The organism is Colwellia sp. SU-HH01217, assembly GCF_057543495.1.
The window spans coordinates 18,192-32,705 of sequence record NZ_BAAJLX010000007.1; the positions used below are offsets into that span (position 1 = coordinate 18,192).

The window sequence follows — 14,514 nt, forward strand, 5'->3', positions numbered from 1 at the left end:
TAAAACTATAAGCCCACTTAATGTTATTAATGATGCAAATTAATCGTCAAAATTAGGCAGGACACCGCTGCGACTATGCTCAAAAATAAGTGATGTTTCAACATTAGTAACTTCGTCTCTTGAGGTTATGGCATTAAATACAAATTGACGTAAATGTTCACTATCACGAACAGACATATGAATAAAGTAATCAAAATTTCCGCCCATATGGTAAAGGCTAATAATTTCAGGGAGTTTGAGTAAATCGTCGCGTAATTGGTTAACAATATCTTCAGAGTAGGGTTGTAAACGTATTGCCGCTATTGCTTCGATGTTACCGCCAATAGTTTTAAAGTTAACATCGATAAATGCATTTTTTATTACGCCATTGCTTTTTAAGCGTTTAACTCTTTCTAAGCAAGTTGATGGTGCAATACCAATTTGCGCCGCTAATTCTTTATTGGTGATATCAGCATCATTGTATAATATGGTTAATATTTGTAAATCTATACTGTCGAGCTTCTTCATTTGGCGCCTTTAAAATAATTATTGCTTGATTAAAGTAAATACTACACTTAATTCAGGTGGTGAAACTAGTATAATATGTTAATTTATTGAATTTTTGACGTTTTAAATTTTATTATCCGAATTTTTTGTAGTCGTTAGCATTGATTAATGTGGTAAAATCGTTAAAAATTTTACCTTGATATTGTTTGCCAGTACTGGGTCATTTGACATATTATGACTGTATATCTATGTAATTGTTTTTCGTTATAAAAAATAAAAGGTTTACTCTATGACTTTGCTTTGGATACCCTTGTTATCCTTACTTGGCAGTATTATTTCTTCAATGACGGGGAAGTTAACACGCAATCAATCAACGGGTTTGACGATGTTAATGCCAATCATCGCATTAATTATTGCTGTATCTCTCGCACCCGCTGTGTTTTCTGGTGAAGATATTCGTGAAACATTTTCTTGGATCCCTTTACTCGGGATCGATATAGCTTTTCGACTCGATGGTTTAGCACTACTCTTTGTCTTTATGATCTTAGTGATTGGCATTTTAGTTATCTTCTATGCGCGTTATTACTTAAGTGGTAATGACTCTATGCCGAAGCTTTATTCTTATTTAATGTTATTTATGACAGCAATGCTTGGTATTGTGATGTCCAATAATATTATTCAGCTTTGGTTTTTCTGGGAACTTACCAGTATTAGTTCATTTTTGTTAATTAGTTATTGGTGGCATCAATCTGAAGCACGTAAAGGTGCTATTATGGCTTTAACCATAACAGGGGGGGGCGGTTTAGCATTACTAGCAGGTTTACTACTTTTAGGGAATATTGTTGGTAGCTATAATTTAGATGTTATTTTAGCGAGTAAAGAAATAGTTCAAGCGAGTTATTGGTATGAAACAACCCTTGTTTTAATTTTATTAGGGGCTTTTACAAAGTCTGCACAATTTCCTTTTCACTTTTGGTTACCTCATGCAATGGCAGCACCAACGCCGGTTAGTGCTTACCTTCATTCAGCAACTATGGTTAAAGCAGGTGTTTTCTTATTAGCTCGTTTTTATCCTGTTTTAGCTGGTACTGATATGTGGTTTATTATTGTCAGTATTACTGGTTTGACTACATTGCTATTCGCCGCTTATGTCGCTCTGTTTAAGCATGACTTAAAAGGATTACTCGCTTATTCTACGATAAGCCATTTAGGGTTAATTACCTTACTGTTTGGTTTAAACACCGACTTAGCTACTGTCGCTGCTATTTTTCATATTATTAACCATGCTACGTTTAAAGCTTCTCTTTTTATGGCAACCGGCATTATTGATCATGAAACAGGGACGCGTGATATGCGCAGACTTAATGGTATGTGGCGATATATGCCGTATACCGCAACACTAGCTATGGTTGCTGCAGCCGCTATGGCAGGTGTACCGTTGCTCAATGGTTTTTTATCAAAAGAAATGTTTTTTGCTGAAACACTCCATCAACAATTATTAGGGTCAATGTCATGGATTATTCCTGTATTTGCCACTATAGCGGGTGCGTTAGCTGTTGCTTATTCTGCTCGCTTTATTCACGATGTGTTTTTTAATGGCGATCCTATTAACTTACCTAAACAACCTCACGAGCCACCTCGCTATATGCGAGTACCAATCGAAATTTTAGTGGCGTTGTGTTTGGCTGTAGGAATTTTTCCTAATTATATTGTTAATGATATTTTAACTGCTGCCTCTTTTAGTGTACTTGGTGGTTATGTTCCTACGTTTAAAGTAACACTATGGCATGGTTTTAACTTGCCTTTATTAATGAGTGCTGTTGCGGTTACTGGTGGTTTAATTTTATATACTCAGCGCCGTTATTTATTTAGATTTCAAGAGTCATTACCACCACTTAATGCGAAGAAAGCTTTTGATGGTTTAATTTATGATATGACTAAATGGTGTCAAGCTAAGATAAACGCAATTGAAAATGGCTCATTACAACGCTATTTAACCATTATATTTCTTGTCGTGTTAGTTTTTGCTGGTTGGCCGTTATTTGAAATGGATTATTTAAGCGGACAAAAAGATTTAACACCCATTGATAGTCACAATGCGATAGGAGCTGCACTATTAATGATAGGTGCCTTGAGTACTGTTATTTGGTATCGCAAGCGAGTAATTGCATTGTTAATGATTTCGGTGGTTGGATTAATGGTATCTGTTGCATTTACCCGTTTCTCAGCGCCCGATTTAGCATTAACTCAGTTAACTGTTGAAGTTGTTACCATTGTATTGCTTATGTTGGCCTTATTTTTCTTACCTCAACAGTCAATAAAAGAGAGTAGTTCAATTCGCTTAGTTCGCGATGTAGGTATTTCTGCGGCTTTAGGGGTTGTTGTAGCGAGTATCTGTTACGCACTCATTACTCGTCCACTTGAATCTATTTCTGATTTTTTCTTAGCGAATGCAAAAACAGGTGGCGGTGGCACTAACGTTGTTAATGTTATTTTAGTGGATTTTCGTGGCTATGACACATTAGGTGAAATATGTGTTCTTGGTATTGCCGCATTAGGTATTTACAAATTGTTGATTAATTTACCATTATCAATTCCTGTTAGAGACAGTGAAGGGCGTACGTGGGCTAAAGAAAGATATCCAATTTTATTAGCGAGTATTTCACAATCGTTACTACCTTTAGCATTAATGGTGTCGTTCTATATTTTCTTACGTGGACATAACTTACCTGGTGGTGGATTTATTGCGGGCTTAGTAACAGCGGTTGCATTTATCTTGCAATATATAGCCCATGGTTCGAACTGGATTGCTGAGCGATTAACGATTAACTACCGTAAAATTATTGCATCGGGCATTACTATTTCATTATTTACTGGTGTTGGCAGTTGGTTTTTTGGTAAGCCTTTCATGACAACCTGGTTTGATTATTTCGACATTCCGTTTATTGGGAAAATAGAACTAGCCAGTGCCTTAATGTTTGACTTAGGTGTCTATATTACAGTGGTGGGAGCTACCCTGATGATTTTAGCTAGTCTTGGTAAATTAACGATGAATACGCCTAAAGAAGAGGTGAAAACTTAATGGAAATACTTTACGCATCCTGTGTTGGGTTACTCGTTGCTTGTGGTGTTTTTTTAATACTACGCTCTAGAACTTTTACCGTTGTATTAGGATTAACAATGCTCTCTTATGCGGTGAATTTATTTCTATTTTCATCAGGTAGGCTCAGTCTTAACCACGCGGCGGTGTTGGGATATAACACTGAATACACTGATCCATTGCCACAAGCTTTAGTGTTAACAGCGATTGTTATTGGTTTTGCTATGACTGCATTTGTTGTAATTCTAGCGATTAGAGGACGTGCTGATATCGGCAATGATCATGTAGATGGTAAGCTGCCAGTTAAAAACAAGAAGAGTAAAGTATGATCCAGCATTTGACATTTTTACCTATTTTATTACCAATGCTCGCAGGGGTTACTTTATTGCTACCGCCCTTTGGCAGTAAGACAACAAGTAGAAGAATTACCTCAGTAATATTTAGTGTTATCACTTTTGCTGCTTCATTAATTTTATTATTGTATGTGCAAGCTAATGGTGTTCAAATTTATGAGATTGGTAATTGGAGTGCGCCTTTTGGTATTGTCTTAGTGGCAGATCCATTATCAACATTACTGGTGTGTTTAACTACTTTACTCGGCGTTGTCTGTACACTTTATGCTTGTGCTGGTGATGATGAGAAGGGGAGTTTTTTTCATCCATTAGTTTATTTTTTAATATTAGGTGTCAATGGCGCTTTTTTAACAGGTGATGCATTTAATTTATTTGTATTTTTTGAAGTATTGCTTATTGCCTCGTATTCTTTACTAATGCATGGCGGAGATAAACAAAATACACGTGCGGCATTGCATTATGTTATTTTAAACCTTGTTGGTTCAGCGGTATTTTTAATCGCTTTAGGAGTTCTGTATGGCGTATTAGGTACGCTAAATATGGCAGACATGGCTTTGAAAGTAACCTTATTACAAGGTGACGATGTTTATTTAGCTAAAGTAGGTGGGCTTTTACTTTTAGTTGTTTTTGCATTAAAAGGTGCGCTATTACCTTTACATTTATGGTTACCTAATACTTATGCTACCGCTATACCTGTCGTTGCTGCATTGTTTGCGATTATGACAAAAGTTGGCGTTTACTCAATGATGCGTGTTTATACCCTCATATTTGGTGAACAAGCTGGCGAATTAAGTCATATGGCGCAAAGTTGGTTATGGTGGCTTGGACTTGCAACGATAGCGATGGGTACCATAGGGGTACTTGCTAGTCAGGATCTAAGAAAGCTAGTGGCTAACTTAGTTATAGTTTCCGTAGGGACATTAGTTGCACTTATTGCTGTGCAGACTGTTGAAGCAAGTTCTGTGGCTATTTATTATCTCGTTCACTCAACGTTAGTTACTGCTGCGTTATTCATTTTGGCGGGATTAATTGCACGCCAAAGAGGCCATGTTGCTGACAAAGTAGTAGCAGGCCCTCCAGTGTCTCAACCTAAACTGTTAGGTATTTGCTTTTTAGTATCGGCTATTGCAATCATAGGAATGCCACCTTTATCAGGCTTTATTGCTAAGGTATGGTTGCTTAAAGCTACTTTAGACACGGAATATACGGCTGTTTTTTGGTTGCTCTATTTACTCGCTAGTTTAGCGGTATTATTTGGCGTAGCGAAAGCAGGTAGCACTGTTTTTTGGCATCACCCAGAAAAAAGCATTAATATTAAAGAACAAGAGAAAGTACAGCCTGTTCAGATAGTCGCATTGTGTATTTTAGTTTCAGCAGCTCCTATAATGACCATATTTGCAGGGCCACTAAGCGAGTATTCAATTGGTGCTGCTATCGAGTTACATGACTTTAATAACAATATTAAACTTACTTTAGGAGGTCAGTAATGCGGCTTGAAACACGCTTTAAATGGCTACCTGCTCCATTATTAAGCCTTTTATTATTTTTTGTATGGTTGTTATTAAATAACAGTTTTTCAGCCGGACATGTTTTATTAGCTGTTGTTTTAGCGATTATAATTCCTTTAATTACTAACCCGTTTAACACAAAGCAACCATTAGTTATAAAACGTTGGTTGGCGGTTAAGCACTTATTCTTAGTCTTGTATGATATTGTGACGGCCAATGTGCAGGTTGCCATTTTGATTTTAGGCCCAACTAAAAAACTAACACCTGGCTTTGTTAAAGTGCCGCTAGATTTAACAAGTAGTTTACCAATTACTATTTTGGCAAGCACGGTCTCTTTAACGCCAGGTACTGTAAGTGCTGAAGTTTATCCTTGGACAGAGTGCCTTACTGAAAGTGATAACACCGAGCAGCGTTATTTATTGATACATGTGTTAAATCTTAAAGATGAACAAGCGTTAATCAATACAATTAAGCAGCGTTATGAAGCACCTTTAAAGGAGATATTTCAATGTTAGAAACGGTTCTTTTAATTGTGTTTGCGATGATTGGAATTTCATTACTCTTAAATGTTTGGCGACTATTAGTTGGTCCTTCTTTACCTGATAGAATACTTGCGCTTGATACTATGTATATCAATAGTATTGCATTAATAATCTTGTACGGGATGAGTATGGGGACTTCTTTATATTTTGAAGCCGCGCTGTTAATCGCTATGTTAGGTTTTGTCAGTACAGTAGCAATATGTAAATACCTGCTACGTGGCGATATTATTGAATAAGGAGTAAATTATGGCAGAGTGGATTATTTCAATCTTATTATTAATTGGTGGCTCTTTTGTACTGGTTGGCTCTATTGGTTTAGTGAAAATGCCTGACTTTTTCATGCGCCTTCATGGTCCTACTAAAGCGACTACCCTTGGTATGGCATCTTTATTAACTGCGGCAATGATATTTTTTAGTACCACACAAGCAGAGTTAAGTGTAAAAGAAATACTCATTTCTTTATTTTTGTTATTAACTGCGCCAATCAGTGGTTACATGATGATAAAATCAGCGATTCATCATCAACTTGAATCTATTGAGCGTACGCAGGGTAAAGACAATATAGAAGACGCTTAGTTTACTATATTGTCAACCATTTAATAAAAGCATGAATTTAATTCATGCTTTTTTCTTTTCAGAACCTATTAGCACTTTAAAATATTAAACCCAGTATAAGTAGTTTTAAAATATCGATGTAACATTCACTATTCTTCGATACAATAGCACTATAAATTTTAAGATTGTTTCCGTTTAATGTCTCACCCAATAATGTCTCACGATCATCATCAATACCAAGATTTAATTAAATTGTTTAACGCAAATTTTAGTGACAGTCATAATACTCGTTTGGTAAAAGGTAATGATGAACCTTTATATCGCCCAGCATCGAATGACTGTAGTTACCATCAAATTATTTTTGCACATGGCTTTTATTCAAGTGCTTTGCATGAAATATCGCATTGGTGTATTGCAGGTAGCCGTCGACGTTTATTAGAGGATTTTGGTTATTGGTATCAGCCTGACGGAAGAAATGAGACAGAGCAAAAAGCGTTTGAACAAGTAGAAGTTAAACCACAAGCTGTTGAATGGGCTTTTTGTGTTGCAGCAAACAAAAAATTTACCGTATCTGCAGACAATTTAAATGGTTTTCAATCAAATACCCAATCATTTGAAGCAGCTGTTTATCAACAAGTTTTACATTATCTTGATGTTGGCTTTCCTGCGCAGGCACAAACTTTTATTGTGACCTTGTGCCAGTTTTATCAAACAACATATCCATTAAGTGCTGAGCAGTTTGCTCTTAAGAGATCTTATTATGAATAATATATTTAACTTAGGTTTTATCATTAACCCTATAGCTGGAGTAGGTGGTAGCGTGGCTTTAAAAGGCAGTGATGGCGAAGGGATCGCAGACAAAGCTATTTCTTTAGGCGCTACAGCTAAAGCTAACGAGCGTGCTAAATTAGCACTAGAAATTTTATTACCATACAAAGATCAAATCACCATCTATACCGCGAGTGGTTTAATGGGAGAGAACTGCGCTAAGGCTTTAGGCTTTACTGTGAAAATTGTTTATCAAACCCCTGAAGTGACTTCAGCTATAGATACAGAGAATGCTGTCGAGGCTTTATTAAAGCTACCTATTAAGCAAACTATTGATATTTTACTTTTTGCTGGCGGCGATGGTACTGCAAGGAATATTAACGATAAAGTAGGCGATAAAACTCCTGTTTTGGGTATCCCTGCGGGGTGTAAAATACATTCGGGTGTTTATGCTATTACGCCAAAAGCAGCAGGTAGAGTTATTGAGTTGATGGTAACTAAGCAATTAGTAACGTTAACTGAAGCTGATGTCATGGATATTGATGAAAGTTTGTTTCGTCAAGGCGTAGTAAAAGCTAAGCGTTACGGTGAAATGCAAGTACCAAGTGAATTACGCTACATTCAAGCAGTAAAATCAGGAGGGAAAGAGTCTGATGAGTTAGTATTACAAGATATCGCTGCACATGTTATTGAGCACATGGAAGATGACCTTTACATTATTGGATCTGGCTCAACGACAGCTTTTGTAATGGAAGAGCTCGCCCTTGACAATACCTTGTTAGGTGTAGATTTAGTTCAGGACCAAACATTGCTAGCAAGTGATTTAACAGAGCCTGAACTTTGGCATTATATCGAGCGTCACCAAAGCAATAATACTTCAAGTCATAATAACAACATTAAGCTTGTTATTACTTTGATCGGTGGGCAAGGGCATATTTTCGGTCGTGGTAATCAACAGCTAAGTCCAAGAATACTCAGGGCTATCGGGAAAGAAAATATCTTTATAATTGCAACAAAAGCCAAGTTAAGTGCTTTAGATGCTCGCCCACTAATTAGCGATACTGGTGATAGCGAACTTGATCAATTTTTTTCAGGCTTTATGCCAGTGATAACTGGTTATAAAGATCAAGTGTTATACCCAGTTGCTAGTCCAGTTTAACGTTTAAATTTTCAATAGGAAGTACAATGCAGTTTAAAAATTTGGCAGAACTTTATCAATACTTTGACGAACTTGCTGAGCAAGATGCAGAAAGTGATGTATTATTTTCAAGTAGTTATATTCGCGGTTTTATTGGTTTGTCAGCTAGTAAGTTTGGTGATGAACAACAACCTTTATCTCTAGCACTAGCTGAAGATGTGAGTGAGAGCCTACAGCAGTCACGAGCAGAGTTAACGCCGAGTGATCGAGAACTCGTTAAGCAATATTGGCAAGAAATGTTGATTCATTTTAGTTAACTTTGCAACAAGCTGTGTAAGTGAACATATTGCTTATTATAAAATAGATACTTCAGTTAAAGTGACTAAGTTATTTTCTTTAGCAATAAGAACATTATCAATTAATCTAGCAGGGCATTGCAGATTTTTAATTCCTATTGCACGATTTCTACCCGTGTCTTTAGCAATATAAAGCCCTTTGTCTGCTAAATTAATTAATTCGTTAATATCTTCTGTACTGTTTGCATTTTCTATCGGTAGATAACCAATACTTATCGTGATTGTTTTCGGCGTATCTTCAATAATAATTTGTGCCTTACTTACTAGTTTTAGAATACGCTCGACAACGGCATCAATGCGTAAATTATCATCAGGTGAAAGAATGATCAAAAACTCTTCACCCCCTAATCGAACTACACTATCAAGTAAACGCGAATCGCCTTTCAAATTATTCACTAGCTCTTTTAAGACAATATCACCAGCACTATGACCATAAGTATCGTTGAATGACTTAAAGTGATCAATATCAATCAATAACAGGTAGCTTGTTTGCTTGTTTTGGCAATAATCGATTAATTTGTTGCAAACCACTTCATCAAAATATCGACGATTATAAGCTTGAGTTAATGGATCATAGTAGCGTTGTCGATTAAGCTCTTCTCGTTTATATTGCTGCTTTTTCCAAATCCGCCATAAAAAATGCACCAAGATAACGAACAAAACAAAAGCCTGTGCGGCTGCCATAATAACAATGACATTATTTTCTTTTGATAGCTGTTGATTACTATTTACCGCGGCTGCTAATTGGCTTTGACTGATAATGTTGTCATCATTTCTTATTGCTTGGTTTGCTGCTGAGACTATTTTTTTTAATGCTAAACTATTTGCTGAAATATATGCTTTTGAAAGTTCAAGGTATTGCTTATAGGCCTGACTACTTTGTTGATAGTTCTGCGTTAGCGCTAGTATTTCTGATTGCTTCAACCAAGCTTCAATTATAGTGTCTGTTTCATTATTTTCTTTAAAATAAAGTAATGCTTGAGAAAAATTTTGCTGAACTTTATCTTTTAAATTCCCATCCATTATCTGTAGAAAACTTAAGTACAGCTGACTGTACATTAATAAAAAACTTTCATCATAGTGTTTCGCATATTGGCTAACGTCATTAATTAATTTTTGAGCATTAGAGGTTTTGTTTTGAAGTAGAAATAGGTAAGCAATATCTAAATTAATAAATTGGACTTCACGATGATTTTTTTTCTTTTGTGTTAATGTTAATGATTTTTTATGGTCAAGTAGTGCATCATCTAAACGATTTAACCGAGTGAGGATAAAAGCTTGATTGGTGTAAATTTCTGATAAGTACTGTTTGTTTTCTCGTTGTTCAGTAGCAAGTAAAGCTGATTTACTGTGTTCTAGTGCTATATCAAACTGTTCGGACAGAAAAAATAATTCAGCAAGTAATTGATGAACACTAGACAAACGAGGTTGATCATTGTTTGCTTGTGCAACTTCTAACCCCGTAAATAAAGCGGCTTCAGATAATTGATAATCCTGTAGTTCAATAAATGTATAATAAGCATTTAATCCTATCCAATATTTAAGTGTGGCAAGTTCAGCTTGTTGCACATAAATATAAGCCTTAATGATCGCTCTTTTATAGGCTGCTTTATCTTCATAAAGGCGAGTTATTTCTGCTTCACACAAAGCTGTGGCAGCCCTAACTGAGCCGTTATCACTGAACTTAATTGATAAATCTTGTAAATCTTTTAAACGACTTTTCGCTAATGTTGAAGTTAGTTCTGCTCTTAGTGCGCAATCATAGGCTAAGAATAGCGCTTTTTCTGCTGGAGTCGCTTGAGGTGAATTGGCCAGTAATTCGTCCATTTTTTGTAGTAATTCTGAACTATTATCACCGTATTGTTTGGCAATTTCGTCCATTTTTAATTCTAAAGGCGAGAAGGTATTATTTTGTTGAGCAGAAAGGAGATTGGTAAAAATCAATAGAAGTAATGCTAAAAATCTAATTTTCATGACTTACTACCTACTTGTTTATCGATTGATATAATTGATTAAATACAGTCCTTTATATGGTTAGTTTTAAAGGTTATTGAATACGAATAGCCGCTATTGAAAATATAGTCTTTAAAACATGTCAGTTATTTTCAGTAAATTGGATTTCAGCGCGAATGTCAAGTTTAAGCTGTGTGTTTATTGTACTAAAATAGCAGGAGAATTTATTTAGATTTAATAATATCTCTTATAACAAAACGATTTGCACTTAGATTAAACAACATTTTATTATCAACAGGGTAAGGGGTTCCGCAAATATCGGCCGCAAGAATATCAGCGGCCAGAGGAGCTGAACACAAGCCTCTTGCACCAAACCCTGTCATCACATAAAGATTATCTATTACAGGTGCTGCTTGATGATATTTCCAGTTTTTATCCTTTGCTAAGTGTCCATAAGTTTGTTTGTGGGCAGCAATATCAGGCATAGCACCAACCATAGGAAGATGATCCGGTGTCATACAGCGTAGCCTTGCTTTACTACTTTTGATATCAGCAATTGTCCAATCGGTTATCTTAGGTAAACATTTTTCAAGCATATTTAAATTAAATACATCATCTTCTGTTGTTACCTCTGTATTAAAATCATCTTTAGTAAAGGTTGCTCCAATACAATGCTCACCATTGTTTTGAGGGGTTAAATATCCTTTATGACAAATAACAGTTGAAAGGTTTTTAATTTTATCATTTGATTGCATGCTGGTTACTTGCCCGCGCACTGCTGTTAAAGGGAGTTGTTCAATAACATTTAAGTTAATTGATTCAGCACCGCCGCAAACAATTAAGATTGGTTCATTTATTTGAGCCGTTTGTGTATTTAATTGCCAGCTTCCGTTTGCTTGCTGGGCTATGCTTTTAACATTCACAGAGGTTTCAATTTTTAATCGATTGGTCTTTTTTGCGGTTTGTAAAAGTTGTTCAACTAACTCGATTGGCGCAACCCAACCTGCGTGAGGCATAAATAATCCGCCGTAAGCTAATGGTATACCTGCAATTTCGCTAGCTTGCTTACTTGTTACACCGTGAATAAGTTTATCAGGCCAAGCGTTAATTCGGTCAAAATTGTGCTGCCTATCGACTAATGTCGCTTTATAACTAACCTCTAACAAACCGCACCAGTTGTAGCTATAATGTGCTCCTTTATCTAAAAGTTCACTATATAGTGCTTTAGCGTGCCAAAATGCTTGTTGATAAAAGTCACTAATATCATCTTTTTGTTGATGCAATAATGGATATAAAGCGCCTATTGCATTACTAGAAGCGCCTTGCGCTACTGTGTTTTCTTTACAATATAAAGTAACTTTTACACCTTGTTTGGTCAGTGCGTAAGCAGCACAGGCCGATGCAATACCGCCCCCAATAATAGCAACTTGCCCTGGTTTAACGATAGTAGGGCGTAATTGATAACCTTTTCCTGATGTTTTGTTTTGTTGAAACTTTGCCGTTAGTATTTCCTTTTTAAAGCCTGATGTTGCCTGTTTCTTTATTCTAAAGCCGACATGCATTAGTTTTCTACGTACATCACCTGAAATAGTAAAGGTACTTAAATCAGCTTGGTCTTTTGATAACCTTGCTATTTGTTCAAAAAGAGAAGCGCTCCACATTGCCGGATTTTTTGACGGGGAAAAACCATCTAAATACCATACATCTACTAAGCCAAGCTTAGGGCAGCGTAATGTAGATAATGCTTGGCTAGCATCCTCGAACATTAACTGTAACTTAACTTGGTTATTGAAAAAACTAAGCTCACAATCTTGTGCTAACTTACCAGATGAATTGACTGGGTATTGTCTAATAAGTTGTTGAGCCAAATCAGCCAACTCAGGTAATACTGATAATGCTTGAGTAAGCTGCGTTAAATTAAGTGGATACTTTTCGACACTTATATAGGTTAAAGCAGCTAATGTTTTTTCGGGAGTTTGTTCGGCGGTATTAGCTGCTACTTTTGTTAAGCATGATTGATATGCTTGTAAAGTCAGTAAAAAATTTAAACCACTACCAAAGCCTGTTTCAGCAATTGTTAACGAACTTATGCCACTTAGTAACTTTTCAGTAATATTGTTGGTCTTGATAAATATTTCTTTGCTTTGATCTGAGCCTGTTTTGATATCAAAATAAATGTCATTAAATTTGGCACTATAAGGAGCACCATTCTGATCAAGAGAAAATGTGGAAGTATTAGTCACAACAATAAATTTTTTAACGATAGATAAGTGTTATTTTAACTAGCTTTTTGCGTTATTTATACGAGTAAATCAATAAAGCGACCAAGTTATCGTTTCTAATTCACATTACTAATGATAAAATCAGTGTACAAGTGTACGCTGGATAGACCAGTTGAGTGGGCAAAAGTCTGTATGATACGCCCGAATTCTTAAAATTTGAGTTGGTTAATTAAATGAAACGTGTAGTTATTACTGGTTTAGGTATAGTGTCGAGTATCGGCAACAATGCAGAAGAAGTTTTAGCGTCTTTAAAAACAGGGCGTTCAGGTATTACAAGAGCAGAAAGTTTTGATGAAGTGGGCTTGCGAAGCCAAATTTGGGGTAAACCCGATATCGATACTAAAGCATTAATTGATCGTAAAGCTTATCGCTTTATGGGAGATGCAGCTGCTTACGCTTACATTGCAATGCAACAATCGATTGATGATGCAAAATTAACTGAAGATCAAGTTTCAAATGTACGTACCGGTATTGTAGCTGGTTCTGGTGGTGCTTCATCAGCTAATATCGTGTCTTCGTCTGATACATTACGCGAACGTGGTATTAAACGTGTTGGTCCATATGCGGTACCTAAAACTATGTCGAGTACTATTTCAGCATGTTTAGCTACCCCTTTTAAAATTAAAGGTGTTAACTATTCAATTAGTTCGGCTTGTGCGACCAGTGCGCATTGTATAGGACATGCTGCTGAGCTGATTCAATTAGGTAAACAAGATGTTGTCTTTGCTGGTGGCGGTGAGGAAGTCGATTGGTCTTTAGCTATGATGTTTGATGGCATGGGCGCACTTTCTTCTAAGTATAATGATACACCTGAAAAAGCTTCTCGTACTTATGACGCTGATCGCGATGGTTTTGTTATTGCTGGCGGCGGCGGTATGGTCGTTGTAGAAGAGCTTGAACATGCATTGGCTCGTGGCGCTCATATTTATGCTGAAATTGTTGGTTATGGCGCAACCTCAGATGGTTACGACATGGTAGCTCCAAATGGTGAAGGTGCTGTTCGTTGTATGCAACAAGCTATGCATGGTGTGGAAGGTGAAGTTGATTACTTAAATACTCATGGCACATCAACACCTGTAGGTGATGTAAAAGAGCTTGGTGCTATTCAAGAAGTGTTTGGTCAAAAATCACCTGCAATTAGCGCGACTAAAGCAATGACAGGGCACGCCCTTGGTGCTGCTGGTGTTCATGAAGCTATTTTCTCTATGTTAATGTTAGAAAATAATTTTGTTGCTCCATCAATTAATATTGACACGTTAGACGAACAAGCTGAAGGTTTAGACATTGTAAGAGAAATGCGCGAAACTGAATTAAATATGGTTATGTCGAATAGTTTTGGATTTGGCGGCACTAACGCGACTTTAGTGATGAAAAAGTTTAAAAATTAATTTAAATACAGCTTTAAAGACAAGGTTACGCTTTAAATTATATTTAATAAAAAGCCCTATAAAACAATTGAATGTTTTTAGGGCT

13 protein-coding genes are annotated in these 14,514 nt (G+C 36.3%); 10 read left to right on the forward strand and 3 right to left on the reverse strand.

Features of this window, described 5'->3' with window-relative positions; translation table 11 throughout:
- Positions 1-39: 39 nt before the first annotated feature.
- Positions 40-507, reverse strand: a complete 468-nt coding sequence (locus AC27G3_RS10420) for an Lrp/AsnC family transcriptional regulator (RefSeq protein ID WP_487121315.1) — start codon at positions 505-507, stop codon at positions 40-42.
- Between the two features lie 268 nt (positions 508-775).
- Between AC27G3_RS10420 and AC27G3_RS10425 the strand changes: the two genes are divergently transcribed.
- From AC27G3_RS10425 to AC27G3_RS10465, 9 genes are all read left to right on the forward strand, one after another.
- Positions 776-3,568 carry a monovalent cation/H+ antiporter subunit A gene (locus tag AC27G3_RS10425; RefSeq protein ID WP_487121316.1) on the forward strand — a complete coding sequence of 931 codons (2,793 nt, stop codon included), beginning with the start codon at positions 776-778 and terminating at the stop codon, positions 3,566-3,568.
- Positions 3,568-3,915, forward strand: a complete 348-nt coding sequence (locus AC27G3_RS10430; RefSeq protein ID WP_487121317.1) for a Na+/H+ antiporter subunit C — start codon at positions 3,568-3,570, stop codon at positions 3,913-3,915. Before AC27G3_RS10425 ends, AC27G3_RS10430 begins: the two co-directional genes overlap by 1 nt.
- Entirely contained in the window at positions 3,912-5,426 is a 1,515-nt protein-coding gene (locus tag AC27G3_RS10435; protein ID WP_487121319.1) for a monovalent cation/H+ antiporter subunit D, read from the forward strand. The genes AC27G3_RS10430 and AC27G3_RS10435 overlap by 4 nt, the downstream gene beginning before the upstream one ends.
- Positions 5,426-5,962, forward strand: a complete 537-nt coding sequence (locus AC27G3_RS10440) for a Na+/H+ antiporter subunit E (protein ID WP_487121321.1) — start codon at positions 5,426-5,428, stop codon at positions 5,960-5,962. Before AC27G3_RS10435 ends, AC27G3_RS10440 begins: the two co-directional genes overlap by 1 nt.
- Positions 5,956-6,225 (forward strand): K+/H+ antiporter subunit F, encoded by a 270-nt coding sequence (locus tag AC27G3_RS10445; protein WP_487121323.1) that lies wholly within the window; start codon positions 5,956-5,958, stop codon positions 6,223-6,225. The genes AC27G3_RS10440 and AC27G3_RS10445 overlap by 7 nt, the downstream gene beginning before the upstream one ends.
- 10 nt (positions 6,226-6,235) lie before the next feature.
- Positions 6,236-6,565: a Na+/H+ antiporter subunit G gene (locus AC27G3_RS10450; protein ID WP_487121325.1), complete on the forward strand. Its 330-nt coding sequence runs from the start codon at positions 6,236-6,238 to the stop codon at positions 6,563-6,565.
- A 177-nt stretch (positions 6,566-6,742) separates the two neighbouring features.
- A complete protein-coding gene (locus AC27G3_RS10455) occupies positions 6,743-7,312 on the forward strand; it encodes an elongation factor P hydroxylase (RefSeq protein ID WP_487121327.1) in 570 nt (189 codons plus the stop codon).
- Complete coding sequence (locus tag AC27G3_RS10460; RefSeq protein ID WP_487121329.1) at positions 7,305-8,471, forward strand: ATP-NAD kinase family protein; 1,167 nt, start codon at positions 7,305-7,307, stop codon at positions 8,469-8,471. The genes AC27G3_RS10455 and AC27G3_RS10460 overlap by 8 nt, the downstream gene beginning before the upstream one ends.
- A 26-nt stretch (positions 8,472-8,497) precedes the next feature.
- Positions 8,498-8,767, forward strand: coding sequence for a YfcL family protein (locus tag AC27G3_RS10465; RefSeq protein ID WP_487121331.1), 270 nt, complete (start codon positions 8,498-8,500; stop codon positions 8,765-8,767).
- 36 nt (positions 8,768-8,803) lie between these two features.
- Here AC27G3_RS10465 and AC27G3_RS10470 read toward each other — a convergent pair whose 3' ends face one another.
- Positions 8,804-10,780, reverse strand: a complete 1,977-nt coding sequence (locus tag AC27G3_RS10470) for a GGDEF domain-containing protein (protein ID WP_487121333.1) — start codon at positions 10,778-10,780, stop codon at positions 8,804-8,806.
- Positions 10,781-10,983: 203 nt separating this feature from the next.
- Positions 10,984-13,002, reverse strand: coding sequence for a bifunctional tRNA (5-methylaminomethyl-2-thiouridine)(34)-methyltransferase MnmC2/FAD-dependent 5-carboxymethylaminomethyl-2-thiouridine(34) oxidoreductase MnmC1 (mnmC, locus tag AC27G3_RS10475; RefSeq protein ID WP_487121335.1), 2,019 nt, complete (start codon positions 13,000-13,002; stop codon positions 10,984-10,986).
- A gap of 212 nt (positions 13,003-13,214) precedes the next feature.
- Between mnmC and fabB the strand changes: the two genes are divergently transcribed.
- Positions 13,215-14,429, forward strand: coding sequence for a beta-ketoacyl-ACP synthase I (gene fabB, locus AC27G3_RS10480; RefSeq protein WP_487121336.1), 1,215 nt, complete (start codon positions 13,215-13,217; stop codon positions 14,427-14,429).
- Positions 14,430-14,514: the final 85 nt, after the last annotated feature.

Excerpts from the sequence above, each read along its gene's own strand:
- AC27G3_RS10440 (WP_487121321.1), top strand. The coding sequence starts at position 5,426 with ATGCGGCTTGAAACACGCTTTAAATGGCTACCTGCTCCATTATTAAGC.
- AC27G3_RS10460 (WP_487121329.1), top strand. The coding sequence starts at position 7,305 with ATGAATAATATATTTAACTTAGGTTTTATCATTAACCCTATAGCTGGA.
- AC27G3_RS10420 (WP_487121315.1), bottom strand. The coding sequence starts at position 507 with ATGAAGAAGCTCGACAGTATAGATTTACAAATATTAACCATATTATAC.
- AC27G3_RS10470 (WP_487121333.1), bottom strand. The coding sequence starts at position 10,780 with ATGAAAATTAGATTTTTAGCATTACTTCTATTGATTTTTACCAATCTC.
- AC27G3_RS10445 (WP_487121323.1), top strand. The coding sequence starts at position 5,956 with ATGTTAGAAACGGTTCTTTTAATTGTGTTTGCGATGATTGGAATTTCA.
- AC27G3_RS10425 (WP_487121316.1), top strand. The coding sequence starts at position 776 with ATGACTTTGCTTTGGATACCCTTGTTATCCTTACTTGGCAGTATTATT.
- fabB (WP_487121336.1), top strand. The coding sequence starts at position 13,215 with ATGAAACGTGTAGTTATTACTGGTTTAGGTATAGTGTCGAGTATCGGC.
- AC27G3_RS10450 (WP_487121325.1), top strand. The coding sequence starts at position 6,236 with ATGGCAGAGTGGATTATTTCAATCTTATTATTAATTGGTGGCTCTTTT.
- AC27G3_RS10435 (WP_487121319.1), top strand. The coding sequence starts at position 3,912 with ATGATCCAGCATTTGACATTTTTACCTATTTTATTACCAATGCTCGCA.
- AC27G3_RS10465 (WP_487121331.1), top strand. The coding sequence starts at position 8,498 with ATGCAGTTTAAAAATTTGGCAGAACTTTATCAATACTTTGACGAACTT.
- AC27G3_RS10455 (WP_487121327.1), top strand. The coding sequence starts at position 6,743 with ATGTCTCACCCAATAATGTCTCACGATCATCATCAATACCAAGATTTA.
- AC27G3_RS10430 (WP_487121317.1), top strand. The coding sequence starts at position 3,568 with ATGGAAATACTTTACGCATCCTGTGTTGGGTTACTCGTTGCTTGTGGT.